The organism is Tenggerimyces flavus (assembly GCF_016907715.1).
GTDB lineage: Bacteria > Actinomycetota > Actinomycetes > Propionibacteriales > Actinopolymorphaceae > Tenggerimyces > Tenggerimyces flavus.
In genome coordinates, this window is sequence record NZ_JAFBCM010000001.1 from 7,243,313 (window position 1) to 7,268,812 (window position 25,500).

Sequence of the window (25,500 nt, forward strand, 5' to 3'; positions counted from 1 at the left end):
GGCGACGACATGTTCCGGCCATGCCTCACTCCGCGCCCTCCGTCTCGGCGGGTGAAAGCAAGGCGAGCTGGACGAGCTGCGGAGCCCCGCGGTGTCGTACGAGGTGGGCCCGGCCGGGCGGCAGGAGCTCGGGCTTGAGGCCACCGAGCAGCGGCCCCTCCAGCCGGTCGCCGGACATCATCAGCCCCGGCGAGCCCACATCTCGAAGGCGCGCGAGGAACGGCTCGAACAACGCGCGCCCGGCGCCGTTCATCCTGCGCGTCACCACGACGTGGAGCCCGATGTCGCGTCCGTGTTGCAGATAGTCGAGCAACGGGAGGAACGGGTGGTTGGTCTGGCTGACGATGAGGTCGTAGTCGTCGATCAGCAGGTACAGCTCCGGCCCGTCCCACCAACTGCGCTGCCGGAGTTGCTCGGGGGTCACATCGACCGGCGGCATCCGTTCGGCCATCCCACGCATCGCTTCCTGCATCAGCTGTGTAGTGGACGTCAGGTCGGTCCCGTACCCGATGAGGTGATCCGACGTGATGTCCCCCAACAGCGCCCGCCGATGGTCGACCAGGATGATGCGCGCTCGCTCGGGCTCGTAACTCGTGGCGATCCGCCGCGCCAGCACCCGCAGGAACGTCGTCTTGCCCGACTCCGCGTCGCCGAGCAGGATCACGTGTGGCTCGGCCGCGAAGTCCAACGCGACGGGCGCCAGGTCGCGTTCGGCGATGCCCACGGTGAGCCGGTGACCGGTGTCGTCGCTCCGGTCACGCGGCGGCAGGTCGGCGTACGGGAACTGCGCCGGGAGCAGCCGCACGTCCGGCGCGGCCGGCCCCGCCCAGGCGTCCGCGACCGCGGCGACCAGGTCCGCCGTCCCAGCTGGCTCGAGCTCGGGTAGCGCGATGAGCATCTGGTGCTTGGTGCCCGTGATACCCCGCCCCGGCTGGTCCTCCGGAACGCTCAACGCGGCAAGCCGATCCACCATCGAGTCGATCGGGTCCCCCAGCCGCAGCTCGACACGGCTACCGAGCAGATCTCGGATGTTCATGCGGAGCTCATACGGCCGGACGCACGTCAGCATGATGTGGATCCCGTACGACAACCCGCGCGCGGCGAGATCGACGACCGCGGCCTCGAGGTCCTCGAAGTCCGACTTCAACGTCCCCCAACCATCGACGACCAAGAACACGTCGCCGTACGGATCCTCGGCGAACTGGCCCGCGGCACGCAGCCGGCGATAGCTCGCCATGCCCTCTATCTCGTGTTCGGCGAACGACCGCTCCCGGCGCGCCAGCAGCCCCACCAGCTCGGCGACGGTACGCCGAACGGCCCCCACCGCTTGACGAAACGCGACACCACCGACGTGCGGGAGTCCCTTCACCGAGGCGAGCGCTCCGCCGCCGAAGTCCAAGCAGTAGAACTGCACCTCCGCCGGGGTGTGGGTGAGGGCGAGGCTCGTGACGATCGACTGCACGGTGGTGCTCCGCCCGGAGTGCGGAGCACCCACGATGACGACGTGGCCGGCGCCCGCGGACAAGTCGAGCACCAAGGGGTCGCGGCGCTGGTCGAACGGCCGGTCGACGATGCCCGCGACAGCGCAGAACCGGCCATGCAACCTGGCGTTGACAGTGGTGAGCCCGCGTTCGGGATCCAGGACGAGCTCTCCGAGAACCTGACCCACGGTCGGCGACTCCGCCAGCGGTGGAAGCCAGACCTGGTGAGCCGGCGTTCCTCGCCCGGCCAGCCTGCCCACGAGGATGTCGAGCAGGCTCTCTCCGACTGCGTCGTCGGCGTTCGTCGTGGCGACCACCTCGTCGAGCTGGTCGTCCTCGTCGACGTCGGGTGCCCGATAGTCTGTCGAGTAGGTCATCAACGACGGGGCGCTCTCCCACGCCGGGCTGGTCGAACTCTGTTGCGCGCGTTGATGAACGCCGGACACGTACGCCGACCGGAACCGCACCAGCGGCTCCGTGCCGGACTTGACGAACCCATGCCCGGGTGGCCGCGGCAGCTTGAACGCGTCGCCCGTTCCCAGAACCGCGCGACTGTCGTTGTCGGAGAACGTGCGCAGGGCGATGCGGTACGACAAGTGCGCGTCCAGGCCGCGGAGACGTCCTTCCTCGAGCCGCTGGCTCGCGAGCAGAAGGTGCACGCCGAGCGAACGGCCGACCCGACCGATCTGGACGAACGTGTCGATGAAGTCGGGTTTCGCGCTCAACAGCTCACTGAACTCGTCGACGATCACGAGCAGAGTCGGCACCTCGGGCAGCGGAGCCCCCGCCGCACGGGCCTTCTCGTAGTCGCGGAGCGACGCATAGTTCCCGGCGGCACGCAGCATCTCCTGCCTCCGCACGAGTTCGCCGTTCAACGCGTCCGTCATGCGGTCGACGAGGTGCAGCTCGTCGGCGAGGTTCGTGATCATCGCGCTGGTGTGCGGGAGGCGGTCCATCCGCGAGAACGTCGCACCGCCCTTGAAGTCGACCAGGACGAAGTTCAGCGACGCCGGAGAGTGCGTGACCGCGAGACCGAGCACCAACGTACGAAGCATCTCGCTCTTGCCCGAGCCCGTCGCGCCGATGAGCAGTCCATGTGGACCCATGCCTTCCTGCGCGGACTCCTTGAGGTCCAGCTCGGTCGGCGCCCCGTCGGCACGGATCCCGATCCGGACGCGGAGCCGGTCACGGTTGGGACGTTGCACCCAGGTCCTGGTGGGATCGAACGAGTACGGATCCCCCAACTCCAGCAGGTCTTCGAGCCCGAGCTCGGCACTCAGAGGTTGCTCCGCCGCGGCGCCAACGGTGAGCCGCAGTGGCGCCAGCTCGCGGGCGAGCGCTTCCACCCCGGCGAGAGAGAGGTCGTCCGCGTTGCCCAACTCGGCGTCGCCCTCCGTCGTCTCGCCGACCACGTTGCCGTCCTCGTCGATGTCGAGCACGATCGCGGTGGTGTCCAGGGATCGGGGAGGCTGCGTCGTCAGATCGATCACGCTCACCCCCTCGACACCGCCACCGGTCATCAGGTGGTCCGAACCACCGACCTCCCCGCCGTCGATGACGACCACGAGGTACGGGCCAGACGTCGGCGCGACGCGTTCTGGGTCGAAGCGAGGACGGTTCGCGAGCAGGTCGTCCAGCATCGCCTCGATGCCCGTGATCGCGGGCGCCACCAACCGCAGCGAACCCAGCGCGTCCATCCTGGTGGGATGCAACGCGTGTGGTAGCCATTTCATCCACTCCCACGATGATCTCGACTCCGGCGCGACGCAGGCGGCGATGCGAAGGTCGTCCGGTGCGTGCAGACTCGCGAGCTGCGCAAGCAGCGCGCGGACCAGGCTGGTGGACCGCGTCCGGTCGCCTCGCACGTAGATCCGGCTGAACCCGTTGACGGCGATGGCGAGCGGGAGGCCGGGCACGGTGCTGTAGGTGGAGATGAAGCGCCGCAAGGCCATCGCGGCAAGCGGCTCCAGACCTTCGAGCGGCTTCGTATCGGGTGGAACGAGGGTGATCGCGGCGCTCTGTTTCGCCGTTCCGATGCGCGCGACACCGAAGTCCTGGTCGTCGCGGCGCCGTTCCCAGAGGCGATAGCTCGCCACCAGGTTCCACAACGCCGCGGGATCGGGGTGCAGGTACGCCATCGCCGTCCGCTGCCGCTCAATGGCGCGCACCATCCGTACCCGATGCTGAGCGAGCTGCCGCAGGTATCCCCGCCGGGCTTGCGCCATCTCGCGCCGGCCGGGTGTCCCGCTACCCTGGAGAATCGCGAGCACCACCATGCCCAGCATGGCCGCGCCGAACAGGCCGTAGACGACGATGCGCAGCCCGCCGGTCAAAGCTCCAGAGAAGCTGATGAGCATCGCGCCCATCATCGCCGCCATGGGAAGCACCATCAGCGCCTGCATCCACTGACGCCCGCCAGGTACGGGGATCTCCGGTGGCGCTTCGAGCACGAGCTCGCCCGACGGGAGGTCGGGTGCTGGCCGGCGAGCCGGGCGCTTCACGATCACGACTGCCACCGTCAGCTCCTCCTCGCACTCCCGCGCCACCGTAGAGGCCCGAGCTGCTCCCCTCGTCGGATGGCAGGAACGTGCCGTCGCCGGGTTCGTCCCGATCTCCTCCGTACCGTTGCGGCAGGTTCAAGCGCGATTGAGGAAAGGAGCGCTTCATGCCAGGCATGTTGAACATGGACACCGAGCTCGTCGAGCGTGCACGCGTCGTTGCGGCAAGCACTGTCGACTCGCTGGACGGTCAGGTGCGCACGGTCGACTCCGAAGTGTCGGCCGTAGTCGGCAGCCCCGCGTGGCAGATGGGCCAGGCTGTGGCGTACGGGGGAGTCAACGGTGACTTCTGCAGCACCGCGAACGTGCTCAACCGAGCGCTGGAGAAGATCTCGGTCGACACCGGCGCCAGTGTGCAGGACTACCTGGCCACTCAGGACGCCGGTCAGACGACCGTGCTCGCTACACAGGTCACCCCGTTTGGTGGCGCGCTCCGGTGAGCCCGGGCACCGCGAAACACCCGAAGGAGAGATGGTGAGATGCCGTACTTGAGGATGGACGCTGGCGCGGTCGAGTCGATGCTTGCGGGCAGCCGCCAGGCCAACGCTGCCATGCGTGAGGACACGGAGATCCTGGCCGCGAACGTCAACGCCACCTTGCCGGACTGGAACGACGGAGCCGGCGAGGTCTTCGGCCAGGTCAACCACGCGTTCCGCGTCCACGAGGACTCGAACAACTCGACGCACTCCGACCTGACCGGTCGAGGCGAGCAGGCAGTCGCGGAGAACCTCGCGTGCGTGCAGCGCTGCGCAGCACGGTTCGGCTGACTCGCTTCAACCTAGGGAACGTCGCTATCCAGAGAGGGAGGTGGTCATCAGGTATCGGGCGACCCGTGTAGTGGCGACAGAGCTGGGCCGCATCCCCCTGCTGCGGCCCAGTTTCTTTTGTGTCCACACACGATCACTGGTCAACGAGCGTCTCGGACAAGGATCCGGCGACGTGCTCCTGGCGGGCTTCGTCCAGATAGACCGCACCATGGGCGACGAGGACCTGGACCGCATGGAGGAAGCGAACGAGGACCAGGTGTGGCTCGGCCTCGAACGTCTCCTGGACGTCCGGATTCAACCGGCCCACCGCGGCGAAGATCTCGCAAGCGTGCCAGAGACTGTCGCAGGCCGAACCCCAGTTCCACAGTTCGTACATCAGGTACGGCACCGTCACAGTCGGCCGACCGTCCGGGATCCCGAGACCGAAACTCAGCGGGTCTTCGGGCGCGTTTCCCAAGCCCGCCAGCAAAGAACGCGTCCGGAACGACTTGGCGAAGTGGATCGCGTCGTCTCCCTCGGGATCGACTTCGACGACCAGCTCGCGATCGATGAGCTGGTCCAGTGCGGTCGGGGCGTCGCCGATCCCGGATGCGCGGGCGGTGTTCTCGACATCGACGCGGGTCCACGGTTCCATGCCCGCACCTCCGCCCAAGCCGTGCGAGAGGGCCCAGACGACGAGCTGCTCGGCCGCGTTCAGTTTGAACGTTCGCCAACCCACACGGACGATGTGGGCGTCCAGCGGCGCTCCCTCTGACGGGTAGAAGGCGCCGAGGTAGTGGCCGATCGGGAAGATGAGAGACGAGGTCATGCTGCCGCCTTCGGGTGAGGGTGCTGAAGCCGGAACGCGATGTCGAGATGGGCGGCGCCGGCCGCCAGGATCCCGTGCAACGCGCCGAGGAAGCCGGTGAGCAGACGTTTCGGGTCGGTGGACTCGGGATCGTCCACGCCATGACGTTCGGCGATCTCCGCCGCGCTGCGGCAGGCGTCCCACAAGGTCTCGTCCATCGACGACCACTGCCACAGATCGAAGACCGGAAAGGTCACCTTCACGATCGGCATGTCGACGAGGCCAATGCCGAACAGCCACGGCTCCTTCGGCGAGTTGCCCAATCCCAGCATCGACGGCAGGAGTCGATGGCCGATGGCGAATGAACGGGCGTCTCGCGACCCAGGCGCGACCCCCACCAGCAGCCCTTTCTCGGTCAGCTCGTCGACGAGGTCGACCGCGTCCACGATGCCCGTCGCCTTCGCGAGAGTCTCTACGGACTGGCGACCCCACGGGGTTTCGCTCTGGATGGCCTCCTGCGATCCATGCGCCAGCCTCCACACAACGAACTGCTGCCGCGTCAGCTCGTGGTAGTGCGGGCCGAGCCGGACACGCCGACTCGGGTCGGTCGAGGTGCCCGCCTGGTAGTAGGCGCCGATGTCGTGGCCGAGCGGAAACAGCAGCGGTACGGCGGCATCGACGCCCGTGGGCTGTCCGGCAGCCGCGCGGATGGTCATTCCGCGAAGCTAACCGCGAAGTTCGCCCCTGAGCCGACGATGGCAGGTCTATGCCGTGCGGGCTTTCCCAGGCTCGAGCCGCGATTAGAGTCGCCAGGATGATCGACCGTGAGGAAGCTGCCAGGATCGCGAGTCGATGGGTCGCGGCGAGCACGCCAAGCCACCCCGCGGCAACCGCCGTTGTCCACGAGTTCGAGCTCGGATTCGTCGTCTGGGCAGGAGAGTCCAGCTTCACGGACCGCCGCGGGGTCATCGACCGCGAGACCGGGGAGTTGTCCGTCTGGCCGGCGTTGCCCGTGGATCAGGTGGTCGCCGCGTTCCAGGAGCGCCGTGTCCAACGTTCGCCCGCTCCCCTCACCTGGGATCCAGGGGCCCGAACCAAGCGGGATCTCCGTCGTCTCGCGGCGCCGGCGAACCTGTCGGAGCTGCTGTTCTCCGACGGTCGCGTTCTCACCGCTCGCAGCGCGAAGTGCGACGTCCAACCGAACCACCACAGGCTGGTGCGAGGGTTCTACGCCGCACTGCCAGGGGAGTTCTTCGAACGCGGCTACACCCGTTGCTCCGAGGCCGCCGTCCTCTCCGATGCCCTGCACGCCGAGGATGCCCGGCGGGCAGCCGACGAGTCGCCTCCCATCACGCTGGAAGAAGCCCGAGCGGTCCTGTTCGCGGGAGCGGCCGTCGTCACCGTTCGACTCAGGGAGCTGGGCGATCCGATGGGTGGGAAGTCCGCACCACCTTGCGTGACGTGCGCTCTGCTCGGCGCGCATCTCGGCTTCCAGCTCAGCCTCCCAGAGGAGGACGTGTGACGACGGTCGAGCGGTTCGCGCCCGAGGTGGAATCCGTGCTGCGAGAGGCCGGCTGGTCGGAGGGCAGGAGAGCGGAGTCCCGAGTCGCCGCCTTCTCGGCGGTGGTCGACGCACTGCTCGAGTTCGGTGGCCTGTACGTGATCCAAGACGGCCCCGGCCGCCACGTACGCCGCCGGCCGTTCGCTCTCGACCCCGCCCTCGACGCCACCAGCACGAAGACGCTCGCCGAGCTGAAAGGCCTGCTCGGTCATCGAGTCTTCCCGCTGGGCATGGAAGGCGATCACGACGCGATCCTCGTCATCGACGAGACGGGGCGAGTGTTCAGCATCGACCACGCTGGAGAGTGGTTCCTCGGCGCCACGATCGACGACGCGCTGGTCACGCTCGTGACGGGACGTCTGCCACCGCGGCTGGATGACGACGGCCGGTGGTGAATCCGCGGAATCGTCAGGCCGACATGGTGGTCTGGGTCGCCGCCATCGGACTCGGTCCCGGGTGGCGCTTCGATCGACGACGCTGGCGCCTGGGCTCGAGCACGCGGTAGATCGTGGCGCGCGACACCAGGAACATCGACGCGACCTTCTGAACCGACTGCCCGTCGTCAAGCGCAGCTTGCGCGGCTGCCCGATCCTCCACGCCGAGCTTCCGTGGACGTCCCCGCCGGCGGGCGGGCGTCCTCGCGTCCTTGGCACGTCGAGCCTCGAGCTGCTCGTACGCGCGGATCATCCGTTCCACATCCGCGGGCGACGCCGACAGGAGTGTCGCGAGCTCGTCGACCGACCCGGCGTTCGACTCGCGCAGCTGCACAGCGGTCGAAGCGCGAAGGTCCGACAGTTCCGCGGACAGCCGCACGTACGCTTGCAGCAAGGTGTTCGAGATCGCGAGCATCTCCTCCAGAGTGTCGGCTCGCCTCATACTGGCGACGGCCTCGTCGTGCAGAGCTCGCAGCCGGGCCAACGTCGCCTCGATGAACAAGCCGATCACCTCCTCTGGGTCCAACGCAGTCCATCCCCTCCGATGGGCAAGTTACTTGGCCCGGATTGCGCGGACATAGTCCGGAAAACCACCTACAGGTGACGGAGACCGGAGGCCGTTCGAATGAGGCAGTTCGGCAGTCGAACGCGGCGTCGTCCGGAACATTCCGGACTGCTGGCGAACAGGAAGTCGATGGACGATCAAGGCAGAGTTCCACTGCCCGCCATGAAACGTAGGCCACGATGTTGCCTGTCGAGGACGACCCACGCGACGTCGCGTACCGCACCCTGGACGCGTTCACAGCCGAGAACGAAGAGCTCGACAAACTCCTGGCGAGCCTCTCCTACGACGTCTGGTCGACGCCAACCCCCTCGGAGGGATGGACGATCGCACGCCAGGTCGCCCATCTGACCCTGCGCGCACAGGATGCGATCGAGGCGATGACGGACCGCCGCCGCCTTCTGCTGACAGTAGAGCGTGCTTCGCCAAGCCCACACCATGACGCCGACTACGGCGGGCTCGCGCTGGCCAATCGCCATCCGGAGACGCTGCTGACGCAATGGCGCGAAGCCCGTGAACAGTTCGAGAGCACGAGCCACGGAATCCTCGAAGGCGACATTTCATCGTTACCTGGTGCGGGAAGCGAACGTCTCGTCACGATCGCGACCGCGTACGGCCTGATGCGAACGTGGGCTCACGCGCAGGACATCTTCGACGCGTTGGACCGGCCGCGAATGCCTAGCGAACGTCTTTGGTACGTCGCCGATCTCGGCATCGGTATGGACGACCCGCGGTTCACCGCGCACGGGGTCCTCCCCCTTGGCCAAATGGAGTGCCGCATCGAGCTCGCCAGTCCGATCGGAGCCCTTTGGATCTGGGGCGATCCGACCGCGGCCGCGCGACTGAGAGGGACCGCCGAGGACTTCTGCCTCTATGTCACCCGTCGCCGGACCCGCTGGGAGGTCGAGCTCACCGCGACCATGGAGGTCGAGGCCTGGATGTCCACGGCCCCGATGCTCCTCGCCCCAGCGGGTCGGGGCTACGGGCCGATCTCCGCCTAGCGGCAACCGAGCGACCGAGCGAGGTCACGGCGACGCGACCCGCTCATCCCCCAACTCGACCGAACGAGTCGACGCCCTCGCGACGGCCGCCGCGACCTCGCTCCTGGACGACACCTCGAGCTTGGCGAAGATCCGTTCCAAGTAGGTCTCCACAGTCCGCGGGCTAAGCTTCAGGCTGGTCCCGATCTGCCGGTTCGTACGTCCATCGCTCACGAGGTCGGCGATCTGCCGCTCCCGAGAGCTGAGACCCGTCAGCGCGTTCGACCCACGATCCCGCATCCACCGCTTGCGAATCTGGTCGACCCGTTCCTGCAGCCTCGGGGCGTTGCAGCGCTGGAACAGCATCCAAGCGTGGTCGAAGAAGAGGGTGCTCTCGTGATCCTGGCCGGCTTCCGCGAAGGAGATTCCCGCGCTCAGGAAAGCATGTGCCGCATCGAGCGGGTAGCCCGCGGCCTCGAGGTCGACACCGGCCTCGCGGGCCAGGTCGGAGGCACTCGCCGGTTCGTCCACGGCGGTCACCATCGCCCGACCGAGCTTCGCCATAGCGATCATGCGTCGCTGGCCAAGTCCGCCGCTGACGGCTTCCGCGCATCGGATCCACTCCCTCGCGTCGGCCACGCGGCCCTGGGCGAGTTCGGCACCCGCGAGCCCGAGGTAGACCCACGTCCGGCTCATCACGTACAACCTGTCGAGCGACGGGCCGCCGCAGATTCGGAGCATGGTCTGGACGTACCAGGGTGAAGCCTTGCCCCGAGCGTTCGCCGCCATGATCTGGGCGTGCCTGCTCATCGGCGACTCGGCTCCGCTCAGCTCGATGACCTGCTCACTCAACGACAGGGCGGCAAGGTCATCGCCCGACCGCGCGGCGAACAACGCTTGGCAGACGAGCGAGATCCGACGAATCTCGTCATTGTCGAGCCGGCGAACGACATCGTCGAGATCCGCCACGTCGTCCTGGGCGGCGAGCTGGCCGAGTTGCGCCCGGGCGTGGACTATGCCAGCGAGCAGCCGCGCGAGGGCGTGGAGCTGTCCGGTCTCCCGCGCGATCCTGGCGCCGCGGGCGAAGTGCCGGAGCGCGTTCGCGGTGAGATCGAGCAGGTCCTCGATCCAGCCGAGCGACGAGACCGCGAGCAAGTGCTCGGCGAGCTCGCCGTCCGTCCTACTGTCCAGCAACGCGGACGCGGCATTCGCGTGTTCGATCGCCAGGTCGATGCGGCCCTCGGTCACCAACGAGTCGGCACGCGCGGTGAGCGCACGGACGAGCCGCATCGGGTCGTCGATCTGTCGCGCCAGTTCGAGCGCACCGGAGCTCCACCTCGGGTCGGTGTTGGCCGAGAACATGTACCCGCATTGCGCGAGCTCGAGCATCAGGTCCACGCTCGCCCGCGACGACCGCCCGTCGTCCGGCTCGAGCTCGCGCATCAGCATGGCCCGGGTCTCCTCGAACATGCCAAGGTGTCGTTGCACCGTGGAGCAGAGGGTCACGATCTCCCATCGCATCGCACGCGGCATCGAGCTGGTCCGCAGGAGCCGGTGCAGAACGACGCGGCTGCGGAGCAGCTCGCCCGACCGGGCCAACGCTCCAGCCAGTCGAACGCTCAGCTCGAGGCGGGTGGTGGCATCGGCTTCCGACCCGGCGAGCATGACGATCGCCTTCTCCCACCAGCTCGCGGCGGAGTCGGGCGCGCGATCGAGGACCTGCTCGGCGGCACGCGCGAGCAACTCAGCGCCCTGACGGTCGCCCTGCCGTCCCGTTCGATGGACATGATGCGCCTGGTCGGGCAGGTCTGCCCCACGTCGGGCGAGCGCGGCCGCGGCCCGCCGGTGCGCCGCCATCCGCCAGCCCGCATCCGTGGACTCGTAGACGAGCCGACCGAGAACAGGGTGCCGATACGTGAACCCGCCCGCTCGGGGGCGAATCATGTCCGCTGCCTGCAACTCGTCGATGGCCGTCAGTGCCTCGTCCAGATCGACCGCCGCGACCTCGGCAGCCAGATCGGGGTCGAACGGGTCGCCCACGACAGCGCCAGCACGAGCCACTCGCTGTCCTTCGAGGGACAGGGACTCGAACTCGCTGAGCAACGACGCGGCCACCTGCGGGGGAACGCTGGGCTCGTCGTACGGCGCCGGGCGCCCGCTCGAAGACGCTTCCGCGTAGGCCGCCAGCACCCGCAGGTAGAGCGGGTTTCCCCTGGCACGGCGGTAGATGTCGGCAAGTCGCACGCGACCGAGCTCCGGCCCCAACATCACCTCGGCGGACGCCCTCGTGAGCGGGCGAACCGTGATCACGGTCGTCGCGGCGGACTTCTCGGCCTCGGCGAACGCCGTCACGAGCCGAGTCGCGAGCTGCCGCGGCCGATACGCGACGACCAACAGAACTGGCGCGTGCGGTGGGTGCCGAAGGAGGTACTCGAGAACCTCCACCGAGGTAGCGTCGGCCCAGTGGAGATCATCGATGGTCACCACGAGCCCAGGCGGCTTCGCCAAGCGTTCGAACAGCTCACGAACAGCGCTTCGAACGAGGTGGAGTCTCACTCCGCGCGGATCGTCGAGCTGTCCGGACGCGTAGCCGCGCAAGGACGGAAACACTCCAGCCAGCAGCGCGGCAGTCGCGCCGTCCATCTCCGCGACCGCATCCGTCGTTCGAGACGCTCCGAGACTCCCGAAGGCGTCAGCGAACAGCTCGAGTGGACGTTCCGCCCCTGGCTGAGTGCAGGTCCCCTCGAGAAACGTCATGCCGGCGATAGTCGCGAGCTCGTGGACGCGGTGGAGGAGCTGGGTCTTTCCGATCCCGCCATCACCGACGAGCTGAACGACACCCGCGGGTTGGGTCGAGCCGAGTTCGTGGATCGCCTTCTGCAGCATGGCGAGCTCGTCATCTCGGTCCAGCAGGTGGTTGGACTCGATCTCCGTCAATCCCACAGATCCTCCTGGTGGACGCGTTCGTAGGCCGACGCTCCACCAGCTTGACGGTTCTTGCAGCTACCTGGAAGACATTTCATGTTCGATCTGGATCATGTCACCCGAATGGGTCTTCCAGGACACCGGAAGCGGTCCGTACTCTCCCTCAGCCCTCGGCGGCGAGGGGAAGGGTCGACAGCCCGCGAATGGTCGACGTGTCCCGCCATCGCGGCTCTCCGGCGAGCCCGAGGCGGGGGAACCGGTCGAAGAGTCTGGACACCAGAACCGCGCCCTCGATGCGGGCCAGCGGCGTACCGAGGCAGAAGTGTGGTCCTCCGCCGAACGCCACGTGCCGGTTGTCGGCGCGGCCGAGATCGAGGCGATCGGGGTCGGCGAACTGGTCCGGATCGCGGTTGGCCGCGCCCAAGCAGAGAAGGACCACGTCGTGAGGGCGCAGGTGCCGGTTGCCGATGTCGAGGTCGGTCTTGGTCACGCGCGAAACGAACTGGACGGGCGAGTCGAATCGCAGCAGCTCCTCGACGGCGGACCCCACGATGCCGGGGTCCTCGCGCAAACGGGCGAGCTCGTTCGGATGCTGGAGCAGCGCGAGAACGCCGTTGCCGATGAGGTTGATCGTCGTGTCGTGACCGGCGAACAGGAGCAGGTTCGCCATCGAGACCACCTCGGACCTCGTGAGCCGATCCCCTGCTTCCTCGACGACCAGCAGCATGCTCAGCAGATCATCGCCAGGCTTCGCGCTTCGTTCGACCGACAGCTCCTCGAAGTAGGTGGTCAACGCGACCCAGCCGCGCAAGCCGGTCTGACGTCTCTCGACGCTCGTCACCAACTCGAACAGGTAGGTCAGCTCGGCCGAGCACGCTCGAATGAACTGACGGTCGCCCGCTGGCACCGCCAACATTTCGCAGATCACCTCGACCGGCAAGGGCCGCGCCAGGCTCTCCATCAGCTCGAATCGACCGTCCACCCGTTCGAGCAGGCCGTCGACGATCGCTTCGATGCGGGGGCGCAGCCCCTCGACCTGGCGAGGAGTGAAAGCCTTGTTGACGATCCGGCGCAGCCGCGTGTGATCGGGCAGGTCCAACGACACCATGGAGGGGTTCTCGGTAAGCGCCCGCAACGCCGGCGCCGCCTCCGTAGCCGTCCGGCGATCGGAACTGAGCCTGGGGTCGCGGAGCAGCGAAGCCACGTCGGCGTATCGGGTGAGAAGCCAACCACCTGGTGCGTTGAAATGGACCGGATCGTCGAGCCGCAGCCGACGGTACGTGGGATAGGGATCTGCTAGAACCGCTGGGTCTGTCGGGTCGAAATCGTCAACGTCCATGGCGAATTCACGCGGACTCAACGCACTCTCCCTCGGGTCGTGAGGTTCGTCACGAGGCAGAGAAGAACCTGTCCGCCCGCCTGCTGTCAACCCGATCACGCTCACAGCGAATCCCCTACACAGCAACGAACGGAGGGGTTGGCGATGAGCGACGAGGTGTGGGCAGACATAGCTTGCGGACAGCGGTCCGGTTGGTCCTGAACAACGACCACAACGCTCTGGTGGCGGAACGCATCCTCCGGGCGGTCGGACTCGACGTGCGACGCGAAGGCGTACGGCTGGTCGTCCTGCCGGGCGCCGGACAGCAACGAGACGTGGGAGAGGGACCTGTAGGTAGGGTTTTCATCGTGGTGAACGCCGCTTGTCGACTGTCGACAAGCGAAGTGGCATCGAGATGGCATCGACTCTCGGAAAAGTGAGGAGATCAATTGCCTGTCAGCGATCTCGAACCCACGGAGGGTCGATGGAACCCGGCGGACGTTCCGCTGAGCTGGAGTCAGGAACCTACGATGCCCTCCTGGATGGTGTCATCGCCAGCGTTCCCGTCGAAGCGCTGGTGACTGGACTGTCCACCCGCGTGAACGGAACGAGCGACGATCACGTCCGGCTCTTGGCGGACTCGACCGCGGTTCTCCCGCCGATCATCGTGCAGCGCTCGACCATGCGGGTCATCGACGGGATGCATCGGCTGCGGGCCGCGGTGCTCCGCGGTCACCCCCACATCGCGGTCAGGTTCTACGACGGTCCCGACAGGGACGTCGTGGTGGTGGCGGTGCAGGCCAACGTCGCCCATGGTCTGCCGTTGTCCTTGGCCGATCGCACGGCCGCTGCCGAACAGATCATGGGGACGCATCCCGAGTGGTCGGACCGCCGGATCGCCGTCACCACGGGACTCGCTCCGCGCACTGTCACCACCATCCGGCTTCGGATCAACGACGGGGAGACCATGACCTCGCGCCTCGGGCGCGACGGCCGGGTCCGCCCACTCGACAGCGCCGCTAGGCGACGGGCCGCCGAGTCCCTGCTCGCCGCGAGCCCGCACGCCTCGCTACGGGAAGTCGCTCGGGAAGCTGGCGTCGCCCCATCGACGGTGAAGTTGGTCCGCGAACGCATGCGGGCGGGACTGGACGCGGTGACAGACCACCAGCGACGCCAGCTCGACCGGCGCGGACAGGTCACGCCGCCCGAGAATCAGCCGCCCGAGAATGGAAACCTTCGAGCCGAACGTCGAACCACTACCGTCGATCGACAGTCCGCACTCCAGAGCCTGCGCAAGGATCCATCGCTTCGGTTCAACGATGCAGGCCGCGCCCTGCTGCAGTGGCTCGACGCGGTCCCGATCGACCCCGACAAGGTCAGGCGCGTGGTGGGAAACGTTCCCGAGCACTGGCTCGACACCGTCATCGCGCTCGCTCGCGAGAACAGCCGCGCTTGGCAGGATCTCATCCAGCAGCTCGAACGCCAGCAGGAAACGTCAGCGAAGCCTTCTCCCCCGTCGAGCACCCCTCGATCCGCGTCCTGACGAGCCGCTCACTCAGTCTTCGGCGGGAGCTCCGACCGCAAGGACACCAGTCGCCTGGCGATGAGCTTCGCCTGGAACGAGCCCGCGGCGCGCAGCGTTCTCTCCGCCTCGGACCAGTACGTCAGCGTCTTCGCCACCCCACCGTGGGACAACCAGACCTGACCGAGCACGTCTCGCGCACGAGCCGCGCCCAGCGTGAACCCACACGTCAGGGCGAGCCGCAGCGCGCGTTCGCCTTCTGTCATCGCCGCCTGTACGCGGCCGGCGCGCAGCGAGGTCGTGGCAAGCGCGAGGCGAGCCTCGACCAGCCGCAAGCGGCGCGCGTCACGAGTGGCGATCCGCACCGCGGCACTCGCCCGGCGGCGGGCCTCGTCGACGAATCCGCGCGCGAGACTGAGGTCGCTGAGCCCGATCAGCGTGACGCACTCGGAATCCCTGTCACCGAACGACCGCGCCGCGGTGAGTGCTTCCTCATAGTGGATCCGAGCCTCGGTGTCCTCGTTCAGCCGGGCGAGGACGAGGCCCAGCGTGCATTGTGTGGAGGCCACCCGGCGGGGGTCGTACCGCATCGCACGTCGTACGTTGCCCTGGGCGGCGCGATGGCAGTCACCGAGCATGCCGAGGTCCAGCCGGGAAAGCGTCAACTCGTCGACCAGACACACCGCTGCGCGCTGGTCGTCGTGGTCCAGCGCCAGAGCGGTCGCCTGGGCGAGGCCGACCTCGGCCCGCCGGAGGTCGCCGGAGTACCTGGCGAGCAACGCCATCACCCCGAGGGCGCGGTAGTCCCCCGCCGCGGCGAGCTCCTGGACCCGCTCTCCCGCGGCGTTCGCCCGCTGCAGGTCGCCCAAGCCGAGCAGTGCCACGGTCAGGTTCTCCAACGTGCGGTAGGCGAGGCGCAGGTCGCCGCGACGTTCCTGCGCCTCGAGTGCCCGCGACAGATGCTTGACCGCCGTGGCCGCGCTGCCGCTCGCCATCGCGATGAGGCCGAGGTTCCCGCGGGCGACAGGGGCCATGGGCGAGCTCATGCTCTCGAAGATGGCCAGCGCCGCCGCCGCGTCGGTGCCGGCGCCTGCCGTGTCGCCGGTGTGGTACCTGAGAACCCCACGAGCGTTGAGCATCGCCGCGACAGCGAGCTCGTTGCCCGAAGCGCGTGCGGCCCTGAGGCCTGCCTCGTTGCACACCAACCAGTCGACATTGTGTCCGCGCAGCATGAAGTAGCCGCGCAACGCATCGGCCAGATGGAACGCCTTCTCGTTCAGCCCTCTGCTCTCCGCGTCCTGGACCGCTGCCACCATGGCAGCGCGCTCGTCGTCCAGGCTTGCGATGCTTCGAGGACCCACCACGGCTGGGCGGGATGAGCTCGGACGCTCGAGGGTCGCCACGACGATCGCGGGCGTCACTGCCGCATCAGCGGCGGCGATGTAATAGTCGAAGAGCCGTGCGCGAGCCTCCTCGCGGGCCGTAGCGAGTTCCTCTTTCTCGCAACGGTCGCGCGCATAGGCGCGGATGAGGTCGTGGAACGCATAGCGACGACCGGATCGTCGCGCCAACAGGCTCGCACTCGACAACCCGTCGAGAAGAACGGCCGCGTCAGCCTCGCTCACGTCGACGAGCGCGGCGACAGCCTGGGGCGTGACGTCAGGCCCGGGCACCAGGCTGAGCAGTCTCAGCAGGCGTTGGTGGGACGGGCTCAGGACTCGGTACGACCAGTCGAACGCGGTGGAGAGGCTCGTCTCGTCGGCATCTGCGCTGAGGCCCGAGACTGCGCCCTGCTCACGCAGCTGCTCGACGTACTGGCTCACGATGAGGCCCGGCCGCAGCAGGAGGTGAACACCCGCGATACGAAGCGCGAGCGCGAACCCACCGCACAGCGCGACGAGCTCGTCGACCGCATCGGGCTCCGCGGCCAGGCGCTCCCCTCCCACCGCGTTCATCAGGAGGACACGCGACTCGCCGCTACTCAGCGAACCCAGGGAGACATGTCGAGCCCCGGTCGCGACGAGCAGCCCCTCGAGCTCGTTCCTGCTCGTGATGAGGACAGCGCATCCCGGCGCGCCGGGGAGGAGGGAGCTCACGTCGTACTTCGGTCCGGCGTTGTCCAAGACGACCAGGATGTGCTTGCCCGCGACCAGGGAACGGAACGCCGTCACCTGCTCATCGACTCGCAAGGGGATCGCGTCCGGGGTCACTCCCAAGGCATGCAAGAACTGGCCGAGCACCTCAGAAACCGAGGGCGCCGACCCTTCCGCGAAGGCACCAAGGTCGACGTACAGCTGTCCGTGCTCGAACTCCGTGGCGACCTGGTGTGCGACATGGACGGCTAGAGCGGTCTTTCCGATGCCCGCGGGTCCGCTCACGAGGACGACGGGGACATCGGTCCCGCCGCGGGCCGTCAGTACGGCGGAGATCTCGGCAACCTGCTCGCGTCGGCCGACGAAGACCGCACCTGCCATGGGCAGCTGGTGAGGGATGGGCTTCAAGGGCGCGCTCCGGGAACCACCCGTACGACCCGATGATCTGTCGTCCTTGGTCAGGATCTCCGAGTACAGACCGCGCAGCTCCGCGCCCGGCTCCACACCGAGTTCGTCCGCGAGATACCGGGCCGCCTCCTGATAGGCCTCGAGAGCGTCCCCGCGCCGACCCGAGCCGTCCAACGCGATCATCAGCTGACCCCAGAACCGCTCACGCAGCGAGAACCTGCGAGCCAGCATCCGAAGATCCCCCACCAGGGTGGCGTGTTGGCCGAGCCGCAGGTCGACCTCGATCCGGCGCTCCACCATCTGCAAATACTGCTCGACCAGCTGTGCCACCTCGTGCCGGTGAAGCGAGGTCGACTCGACGTTCGACAACGGCGAGGCGTCGCGCCACAGCGCCAAGGCGTCGCGGAGTCCGACCGCCTCACCGACCTGGTCGCCCGCCTCTCTGGCCTTGTCCGCGGACCTGACGAGGTCGGCGAAGAGGTCGAGATCGACCGACCCGTGCTGCGCTGAGATCCGGTAGCCGATGGAATCGGTGTGGATCAGTTCGTGGCCCAAGAGGTTTCGCAGTCGCATCACGTACTTCTGGATCACTCCGCGAGCCCCGTCAGGCGGCTCGCCCTCCCACAACTTGTCCTCGAGGTCCGACATGGACACCGTGTGGTTCCGCCGCAGGAGCAACGCGGCGAGTACGACGCGCTGCCTTCCCGACGAGATCGGCAGGACGCGGCCATCGATCTCGACCTCGAGCGGACCGAGCAGACGAAACTCGACAGTCACTTCGCCGCACCCCTCCCCTCGAGCGCTCGCCTCATGTGGCGGCGGCTCGGTAGCGAGCGGTCAGCTCGTCCGCGAAGTCCTCGAACGTCGTCCACGGCCAGTCGACTCGCGCACTCGACGGATCGCTTCTGACCCTGCCCTCGTTGAACGCGACCGCCAGGTCGGCGAGCAGCACAGCGACGTCGCGCGAGAAGTTGCCGGCCATCAGCCCGTCCACGTAGGACTCGGGCGAAGCCTGCTCGTACGAAGCCCACGGCATCCCGATCCGCGCTCCGACGATCCCGACGACCTCGCGGAGGGTCAGCCTGCGCTCGCCCAGCACCTCGCGTACGACGAAGCCGCGGTAGCCCGGGCGATCCAAGGCTCGTGCGGCGATCGACCCCACGTCCTTGGCCGACACCATCGCCATGGGCAGGTCGGGTTCGATCGCGTCGACGAGGACACCGTCCCGTCTCAGACCGTGAATGCCCGCGGCGAGGTTCTCGAAGTACGTGCCGATCCGAAGGACCAGGACGTTGACGCCCTCGAGTTCGCGCAGCCGCCGCTCCTGTGCTTCGAGCGCTTCGATGAGTCCGAGGTCGCCCTCGCCATCCGCGCACAGACCGCTCAGGAACACGCCATGCTCGATCGAGTTCGCGGCGATGGCGTCGATCATGGCGATACCGATGAGGTCCTGCCAGGAACGATGCTCGCGCGCCAAGCCCTCGATAGGCAACATCGTCAACACTCGATTGACGCCGGCAAAAGCGGCGGTCAGATAGTCGACATCGGTCAGGTTGCCGACGAGGGCCTGCGCGCCCGCGTCAACCAGAGGCTGGAGCCGTTGTCTACAGCGGCCCAGGACGCGCACCTCGTGGCCGCGGCCGAGCAGGGCGCGAGCCGCGACGCTTCCCACCGTCCCGGACGCACCGACCACAGCGACAACGGCCACCGGACCACCCCCTCTCGAGCCTCGAAAGCGTCCATCAGATCCCTCAGGACCGGGACGCCCAAGTCAGTAACATTCCTGACTCCCGCACGGGCAAGGCGTCTGCGACAATCGCGCCCTCCAAGGGCTGGGGTTCGACTGACCAGAGAGGCAGTCGAACTCGTCGGCGCCTGATTGGCGCGCTCTAGACGCGGCCCATCGGTCGCCTTAGCATCCTGCACTCCGCAGGGATCTCTCAACGGAAAGCGATGCTATGTACTCGGCCGGCCCGACCTCGCGGTCACCGAACGAAGACGACTACGTGGCGCCCACGCCTCCGCCGTTCGCGCATGTCCGAACCCCTTCCCCGGAGACACACCCTCCACGGCGGCGGCGCACACGACGGACGTTCTCGAATGCGGGGATCCTCAAGCTTGCCGCCATCTTGGTGTCGCTCGCCTTCGTGGCGGCCCTGCTGGCCCTCCTGACCTTGTACATCACCTCGACCGACCGCCCGGAGGCGACAGGGGTACGTATGGGCACCATGGCCGAGACCAAGGCCTATCTCGCCAAGGAGTACCCCGAGGACGTGAAGCTCCTCTTCGTCTATACCGGTCTGTACATCAAGTCGGTGCGTTTCGACGACTCGAACTCCGTGACGCTGTCCGGCTACATCTGGCAGCGGTACGAGGGCGGGATCCCCAAGGGAGTCACCCCCGGCGTGGCGTTCCCCGAGGCGTCCAACACCTATGGCCTCGACGAGGTCTATCGGGAGAAGGACGTCAACGGCTACGCGGTGGTCGGATGGCACTTCGAGATCCAGACCAGGCAAGGATTTGACTACTCGATCTACCCGCTCGACCGGCAGAGCGTCTGGCTTCGGATGTGGCATGCCGACTTCGACAGCAACGGAGCGCTGCTCGTCCCAGACCTCGACGGCTACCCACCGTGGGTCGACAAGGACTTCAACGGCGTCGACAAGGAAACGGTGTTCGACGAGTGGGTGCCGAACTACACGTTCTTCGCCTACCACAAGATCCCGTACAGCTCGTCCTTCGGATACGGCAAGTTCGTCAAGAGCGCAGGTAGGCCGGAGCTGTACTTCAACATGGGGTTCAAGCGAGGGATCTTCGGTGCGTTCGTCGGAAACCTGATCCCGATGATCTTCGTCTCGTTGATCATGTTCGCCTCGCTGTTCCCTGGGTCCGTCCACCCCGACCGAGCAGAGGACACCGGGTTCAGCACGATGGGCGTGATGGCGTTCACGGTCACCATGCTGCTTGTGGTCGTGGTCCAGCACAGCTCCATCCGGAGCGCGGTCGGAGGAAGCGCGCTGTCCTACCTCGACTACCTGATGTTTGTTCTGTACGCGGTGATCCTGCTCGTCACGCTCAACGCGATCCTGGTCCGAAGCCGGAAACCGCTCCGCTGGATCCTCTGGCGCGACAACCTCGCACCGAAGCTGCTGTACTGGCCCGTTCTGCTTGGACTGGCCCTCCTGGCAACCCAACTCTCGCTCGGATAGGGCAGGTCAGCGCCGGGCGGCAGCGCATAGCGCGTGTTCGCCGGGGTCGTTCCACGCATGCTCGAACGTCTGCACGTGGTCCAGGCCGTCATCGGATTCCCTCGTCGAGACCCCAGGAGACGACCTTGTCGGCGGTGATGCGGATGATCGCCTCGCCGCCGTCCGCGGGATGCTCGATCGTCTCCGCGGTGCCTTGGACCATGATGCAGCGCGGGCGCCACGGAGCGAGGACGTCGTCGATGACGAGCGCCACGTTCGGATTCTTCTGGGCGTTCCGGAACTTCCGGGTCGCCGCGAAGTCTCGGCCGGAGACGTCGATCGTGCCCAGCGCCGCGTTGTACGTCCAGCCGAGCGGCACCACGTGCGGCCGGCCGTATGCGTCGATCGTGGCGAGCCGGCCCAGCCTCCGATCGCCGTCGGTCAGGAACCTCAGTTCGGCCTTGGTGAATCGTGTCATGCCAGGAGATTGACATGAGGATATTCCGCGCGTCAACTATCTGATATCTTGAGAGCGTGCACACACGCTTCGTCGACGACCCGCGGCTCACGGCGGTCGGCCTCCTCGTGGAGGTGTACGGAGGCCTCATCCGCCGGCTCGACGCCGTACACGCCGCCAACGGGCTCACCGGCACCGACTTCGACGTGCTGATTCGCCTCGTTCGCTCGCCAGCCAAGCGGTTGCGGATGACCGACCTCGCGACCCAAACGGCGCTGTCGACGAGCGGCATCACCCGAATCGTCGACCGGCTCGAGTCCCGGAGCCTCGTGGCGCGCCAGCCATGTATGGACGACCGCCGCAGCTCGTGGGCCTCGCTCACCGACAGCGGCCAGCACCTACTCGACGCCCATCTGCCGGGCCTGGTGCACGCGATCGACGAGGCCTTCGTGGGGTTGCTCACCACCGAACAGCTCGACGGTTTCCTCGACACCCTCGGCACGATGCGCGACGCCTTGCATCCCGGTGCCACCGCCGGCGCGGACATCTAGGCATCTCGCTCGGACGTCCACGGGGCTGCGAGCCCCGTGGACGTCCGCTAGGTCAAGCGACTAGCAGGGATCCACGTACCAAACCTTGTAGCCCTCATAGTATTCATCGACGATGGAATGAGCGGGCTCGGACAATCCAATGAATTCGTATGCGCCGTTATAGAAGGCGGCCTGAGTGCCACCAGTCTGGTTGTTGTCATACGACCTGAAGTTGGCCATCGGAACGTACTGGAGGTCGCAATAGAACAACTCGAACTTGTCGCCCGTGCGGTAGGTGCCCGAATAGAAGCAGATGTAGTAGAACTCGCAGGCCGCGCTCGCAGCCTTGCCACCCGCCATGCTGACGGCCTGCTTCTGGCCCGGCGCCGCGATGACGGTCTTGCCGACCCCGCCCTTCCAGAGCACCTCGTTGGCGGAGATCTGCTTCCCACCGCGCTTGGCGACCTCTTTGTCGACCTTCGCCTGAAGGACCTTGGCCTGCACCGCATTCAGGCCCGCCCGCGTCGCCTGAGTAGCGAACTTCTCAGCCTTCGACTCGGAGCCAATGGGCTTTGCAGCCGCCACTCCTGTACCCAACGCGACCACGGAGAATGCGAAAAGTAGGACGGCGAGAAACCGCCTGATACGTAAAGCGATTGCCACTTTGGAGCCCCTCTCTTGGGATGATTCGCACCGAAGTACATATGCTCACATCCCGCTGGACAGCCTGACTGAAGTGGCAGGCATATGCCAAACGTTCTCTTACTTCGTCACAAATGTGGCCGTCGAACGGTCCGTCCATTTCATTCGTCACTATTCAGCGTGGTTGAGGGGCGGCCCCCGAAAGGTGCCGCCCCCGTTCACGAGGTGTTACTGGTACTGCAAGGTCCTACAGTGCCGGCAGGATGCTGGCGGAGGCGTAGGAGATCTCCACCTTCGAGTTCACCGGCAGTCCGTGACGCGGAGACTTGATCACGACCTCGATCTGGGTGACCGTGATGCTCGTCGACGTCTTGCGGATCTTGTTCAGCGTGATCTGGACACCGAGCACGTCGATCCGGGTGTTCGGGCCGATGTCGGTGTCGAGCACCTGCTTGCCACCGATCCGCAGGTTCACGAACTTCGAACCCCTGTCCGACAGCTCCACCGGTCCGCCGGCGGACTGCTTCGCCGTGGCGACGGACTTGATGGCGTCTGCCGTGATCAGACCGCCGAGCAGGTTCACTCCGGCGAGCTCTGCTTCGACCCGCGACTTCGCGGGGTCACCCGCGGAGCCCTCGGCCTTCGTCGCAGCGCCCTTCGCCCTGGCGATGCCGCCCAGGTCACCGGAAGCGACCCGGTTGGACGACGTGCCACCGAGGCAGGGAACCGCGACCAGGGAGGTCGGGCCCGACTCGACGGTCTTGTCGAGCAGCGTCACCTTGGTGGCGAAGCCGCGGCCACCGAGGTAGCCCACCGCCGGCGGGGTCAGCTGCGCGTTAGCGCGGCCGATGGTCACGTCGACGTTGAACTTGTTCCCCAGCTGGCTGTTGGGGAGGACCTTGACGTGCAGAGCCGTCGTGGTCGTCTCGAACGTGCCGTTGGCCTTGGTCCGAGTCAGCTGCTCGTTGAGGATCACCTCGGCGATCTTGCCAACGCCGGGCAGAGCAACCTTGATCTTGGTGTTGGGCCCAACCTCGGCGTCGATCTTCTTGCCGAGGATGGTGAGGTCGGCGAGAACGGACTTGTTCTCGGCCTTCCAGCCGTCCGGCGTCGACTTCACCTTCGCCTCGGCCGTGATGGCCTTGGCGCGGATGATGCCGCCGAGCAACGAGGTGCCAGCGGTCGTGGACGTCGACTTCGTCGCCCGCGAGTCGCCCCATTCGGAAGAGTCGACCGTCGTGACCGTAGCGCCGGCCTTGCCGACCCTTCCGAGGTCAGCGGCGGCCGAGTTGTTCTTCGCCTTCTTGCCCGGGGCCGTCGTGCAAGCAAGGCTGACGTACGCCGTCGGGCCGGACATAGCCGACCGGTCGGCGTTGTAGACGCTGGTTCCATAGGCGTACGCCGTGAAACCAATCTCTGGGCCGGCCGCGTGGGCGGCGGCAGGGGTCACCGCAACCAGCGTGCCAGCGCCCACGAGGGTGGATGCCAGAACGCCAGCAAATCGGCGCCCGGCCGTACGTAGATGCATCGAGCCCCCTCAATCAGGGTGTCGGATGATGCCAAAACCTGCGCCATTCCAAGTACCAGACGTACTAATCGGCCACAAGAACCCTCGACGCGTTACGCATAACGAGCATGAGCTTCCATCCGCGGACCCGTCCATATTTCGTGCTACTCATACGCGCCGGTATACAGATGCGGGTTCATCCGGGCGGGCGTTACGTTTCTGACTTGCTCAACGCTTCCTCTTTAACGGGGCCGCACTGGTGGGGAGCATGGACAGATGAACCAGTCCGATGAGTACGAGGAGGCCGAGACCGAACGTCGGCGGTTGCTGCAGATACCGTGCGGCCAGTGCGGTCAGGGCGCCGGGTATCTGTGCATCGGCCCCGGCGGCCGCGGACTGAGCATCCATCGTCAGCATGAGATTCGCTTCAAGCAGGCCGGTATCAGGAGAGGAGTCTTGCGTGCGCTGCTGGATAGGGCGGGTCTGCTTTAGCCTTGCGACACCGAACGGGTTTCCAAACCCGCCCGGCCGGGAGTAGTCTCCATGTCCCCTGAGGAGAAAGTGGCAGTGGCAGTTTGTCAAAGGCAGCATGAGCAGATACTCGATCGGGTAGGCGATCTGGGTAACTGTTCGTGTGATCGTGTCCACCGCTCCCGCCGCCGACGGGGACGCCACCCCCCTGACGCCCGTCGTCGGATCCCTTCAGGCGTGGACGCGACAGCAGTGGGCGGCCCTCATCCGACCTCCCCCGGCGTGATGGGGGTCGCTCATTCGATGGTGGCGAGGTCGCCGAAGCCGGCGGCGTCGAGGAGTCGCGCTGGATGCGGGCCGCGGTGTCGTTGAGGGCGGCCCATCCGGGCAAGTTGCCCGGACCCCAGAGTCGGATCGGACGCTGTCCGCGTGGAGTACGGACCAGGTCGGCGATGGCGTCGGCAACCTGCTGCGGGGGTGGGTCCGGTGGCCCGGGTCGTTCGAGGAGATGGGTCTCGGCCATGCGGGCGAGGTCGCCGTACTCACGCCGCCGTCGAGCGTTGTCCGGTGTGAGCCGTCGAAGGTAGCGCCGGTAGTTGGCAACGCCGTTCGGATCCACGAGGTCGGTTTGATACTCGCCCGGTTCAACGATCACGACGTCCACGCCGAATCGGGAGAGTTCGTAGCGGCTCGTCTCGGTGATCGCTTCCATCGCCCACTTCGAGGCCACGTACGCACCCATGAACGGCAGCACGAGCCGGCCGAGCGCGGTCGTCACCTGCACGACGAGACCATCGGACTGACGACGCATCAGCGGGAGGACGGCGCGGTTCATGCGGACGTGCCCGAACACGTTGGTATCGAAGAAGTCTCGCAGATCGTCGACTGAGAGCGTCTCCATCACCGCGGGCGAGAAGATCCCGGCGTTTTTGACGAGTACGTCGATCCGGCCGGCGCGGTCGGCAACCCGTCGAACGCCAGCCTCAACGGAACGGTCGTCGCGGATGTCGATGTCGAGCACCTCGAGCGCCAACGACGCCTGACGAGCGGTAGCGCGGAACTCCTTGGCCACGCCGGCGTTGGCGCTGCGGGTGTTGCGCATCGACGCGAACACGCGGTGGCCGGCGCGAGCCAAGGTCAACGCGGTGAGCAGTCCGAAGCCGCTGCTCGTTCCGGTGATCAGGACGACCTTGCTCCCACCCGTAGCCGCTGCTGCCAAGGTGGCAGGGAGGGCCGCGGCCACGCCGAGAGCGGCCGTTCCAGCGAGCAGCGAACGTCGTCGAATATCTCTGGGACTCATCTGCTGACC

The 25,500-nt window shown here is 67.0% G+C and carries 20 protein-coding genes; 8 read left to right on the forward strand and 12 right to left on the reverse strand.

Annotated elements, in window-relative coordinates; genetic code table 11:
* Window positions 1-25: 25 nt before the first annotated feature.
* Window positions 26-3,997 (reverse strand): type VII secretion protein EccCa, encoded by a 3,972-nt coding sequence (gene eccCa, locus JOD67_RS33695; RefSeq protein ID WP_205121727.1) that lies wholly within the window; start codon window positions 3,995-3,997, stop codon window positions 26-28.
* 149 nt (window positions 3,998-4,146) lie between these two features.
* Here eccCa and JOD67_RS33700 point away from each other — a divergent pair, with 149 nt between their 5' ends.
* On the forward strand, window positions 4,147-4,479 hold the full coding sequence (locus JOD67_RS33700; protein WP_205121728.1) for a hypothetical protein: 333 nt from the start codon (window positions 4,147-4,149) through the stop codon (window positions 4,477-4,479).
* A 39-nt stretch (window positions 4,480-4,518) separates the two neighbouring features.
* Complete coding sequence (locus tag JOD67_RS33705; RefSeq protein ID WP_205121729.1) at window positions 4,519-4,806, forward strand: hypothetical protein; 288 nt, start codon at window positions 4,519-4,521, stop codon at window positions 4,804-4,806.
* A gap of 133 nt (window positions 4,807-4,939) precedes the next feature.
* Here JOD67_RS33705 and JOD67_RS33710 read toward each other — a convergent pair whose 3' ends face one another.
* Together JOD67_RS33710 and JOD67_RS33715 are read right to left on the reverse strand one after the other, a co-directional pair.
* Complete coding sequence (locus tag JOD67_RS33710; protein WP_205121730.1) at window positions 4,940-5,614, reverse strand: hypothetical protein; 675 nt, start codon at window positions 5,612-5,614, stop codon at window positions 4,940-4,942.
* Window positions 5,611-6,309 (reverse strand): hypothetical protein, encoded by a 699-nt coding sequence (locus JOD67_RS33715; protein ID WP_205121731.1) that lies wholly within the window; start codon window positions 6,307-6,309, stop codon window positions 5,611-5,613. The genes JOD67_RS33710 and JOD67_RS33715 overlap by 4 nt, the downstream gene beginning before the upstream one ends.
* A 98-nt stretch (window positions 6,310-6,407) precedes the next feature.
* Here JOD67_RS33715 and JOD67_RS33720 point away from each other — a divergent pair, with 98 nt between their 5' ends.
* Both JOD67_RS33720 and JOD67_RS33725 read left to right on the forward strand, forming a co-directional pair.
* The gene (locus JOD67_RS33720) at window positions 6,408-7,115 is read left to right on the forward strand and encodes an SUKH-4 family immunity protein (protein WP_205121732.1); all 708 of its coding nucleotides are present in this window, start codon (window positions 6,408-6,410) and stop codon (window positions 7,113-7,115) included.
* Complete coding sequence (locus tag JOD67_RS33725) at window positions 7,112-7,549, forward strand: SUKH-3 domain-containing protein (RefSeq protein WP_205121733.1); 438 nt, start codon at window positions 7,112-7,114, stop codon at window positions 7,547-7,549. Before JOD67_RS33720 ends, JOD67_RS33725 begins: the two co-directional genes overlap by 4 nt.
* A gap of 13 nt (window positions 7,550-7,562) precedes the next feature.
* Here the strand turns inward: JOD67_RS33725 and JOD67_RS33730 are convergent, their stop codons facing one another.
* Window positions 7,563-8,114, reverse strand: a complete 552-nt coding sequence (locus tag JOD67_RS33730) for a helix-turn-helix domain-containing protein (RefSeq protein WP_205121734.1) — start codon at window positions 8,112-8,114, stop codon at window positions 7,563-7,565.
* A 218-nt stretch (window positions 8,115-8,332) separates the two neighbouring features.
* Here JOD67_RS33730 and JOD67_RS33735 point away from each other — a divergent pair, with 218 nt between their 5' ends.
* Complete coding sequence (locus tag JOD67_RS33735; RefSeq protein ID WP_205121735.1) at window positions 8,333-9,151, forward strand: maleylpyruvate isomerase family mycothiol-dependent enzyme; 819 nt, start codon at window positions 8,333-8,335, stop codon at window positions 9,149-9,151.
* 24 nt (window positions 9,152-9,175) lie between these two features.
* On the opposite strand, the gene JOD67_RS33740 is transcribed toward JOD67_RS33735, so the two are convergent.
* Window positions 9,176-12,067, reverse strand: a complete 2,892-nt coding sequence (locus JOD67_RS33740; protein WP_205121736.1) for a helix-turn-helix transcriptional regulator — start codon at window positions 12,065-12,067, stop codon at window positions 9,176-9,178.
* A 151-nt stretch (window positions 12,068-12,218) separates the two neighbouring features.
* Window positions 12,219-13,163 (reverse strand): cytochrome P450, encoded by a 945-nt coding sequence (locus JOD67_RS33745; RefSeq protein WP_205121737.1) that lies wholly within the window; start codon window positions 13,161-13,163, stop codon window positions 12,219-12,221.
* Between the two features lie 694 nt (window positions 13,164-13,857).
* On the opposite strand from JOD67_RS33745, the gene JOD67_RS33750 reads away from it, so the two are divergent.
* A complete protein-coding gene (locus JOD67_RS33750; RefSeq protein WP_205121738.1) occupies window positions 13,858-14,916 on the forward strand; it encodes a ParB/RepB/Spo0J family partition protein in 1,059 nt (352 codons plus the stop codon).
* Window positions 14,917-14,924: 8 nt separating this feature from the next.
* On the opposite strand, the gene JOD67_RS33755 is transcribed toward JOD67_RS33750, so the two are convergent.
* Together JOD67_RS33755 and JOD67_RS33760 are read right to left on the reverse strand one after the other, a co-directional pair.
* The gene (locus tag JOD67_RS33755; RefSeq protein ID WP_205121739.1) at window positions 14,925-18,173 is read right to left on the reverse strand and encodes an AfsR/SARP family transcriptional regulator; all 3,249 of its coding nucleotides are present in this window, start codon (window positions 18,171-18,173) and stop codon (window positions 14,925-14,927) included.
* A 31-nt stretch (window positions 18,174-18,204) separates the two neighbouring features.
* A complete protein-coding gene (locus JOD67_RS33760) occupies window positions 18,205-19,104 on the reverse strand; it encodes an NmrA family NAD(P)-binding protein (RefSeq protein ID WP_205121740.1) in 900 nt (299 codons plus the stop codon).
* 439 nt (window positions 19,105-19,543) lie between these two features.
* Between JOD67_RS33760 and JOD67_RS33765 the strand changes: the two genes are divergently transcribed.
* Window positions 19,544-20,605 (forward strand): hypothetical protein, encoded by a 1,062-nt coding sequence (locus tag JOD67_RS33765; protein ID WP_205121741.1) that lies wholly within the window; start codon window positions 19,544-19,546, stop codon window positions 20,603-20,605.
* Window positions 20,606-20,693: 88 nt separating this feature from the next.
* On the opposite strand, the gene JOD67_RS33770 is transcribed toward JOD67_RS33765, so the two are convergent.
* On the reverse strand, window positions 20,694-21,062 hold the full coding sequence (locus JOD67_RS33770; RefSeq protein WP_205121742.1) for a PPOX class F420-dependent oxidoreductase: 369 nt from the start codon (window positions 21,060-21,062) through the stop codon (window positions 20,694-20,696).
* 56 nt (window positions 21,063-21,118) lie between these two features.
* On the opposite strand from JOD67_RS33770, the gene JOD67_RS33775 reads away from it, so the two are divergent.
* Complete coding sequence (locus tag JOD67_RS33775; protein ID WP_205121743.1) at window positions 21,119-21,592, forward strand: MarR family winged helix-turn-helix transcriptional regulator; 474 nt, start codon at window positions 21,119-21,121, stop codon at window positions 21,590-21,592.
* 60 nt (window positions 21,593-21,652) lie between these two features.
* On the opposite strand, the gene JOD67_RS33780 is transcribed toward JOD67_RS33775, so the two are convergent.
* The 3 genes from JOD67_RS33780 to JOD67_RS33790 all read right to left on the reverse strand — a co-directional run bounded on the left by JOD67_RS33780 (window position 21,653) and on the right by JOD67_RS33790 (window position 25,491).
* Window positions 21,653-22,156 carry a hypothetical protein gene (locus JOD67_RS33780; RefSeq protein ID WP_205121744.1) on the reverse strand — a complete coding sequence of 168 codons (504 nt, stop codon included), beginning with the start codon at window positions 22,154-22,156 and terminating at the stop codon, window positions 21,653-21,655.
* Between the two features lie 304 nt (window positions 22,157-22,460).
* Window positions 22,461-23,663: a choice-of-anchor P family protein gene (locus tag JOD67_RS33785; RefSeq protein WP_205114599.1), complete on the reverse strand. Its 1,203-nt coding sequence runs from the start codon at window positions 23,661-23,663 to the stop codon at window positions 22,461-22,463.
* A gap of 499 nt (window positions 23,664-24,162) precedes the next feature.
* Window positions 24,163-25,491, reverse strand: coding sequence for an SDR family oxidoreductase (locus JOD67_RS33790; RefSeq protein ID WP_205121745.1), 1,329 nt, complete (start codon window positions 25,489-25,491; stop codon window positions 24,163-24,165).
* Window positions 25,492-25,500 lie beyond the last annotated feature (9 nt).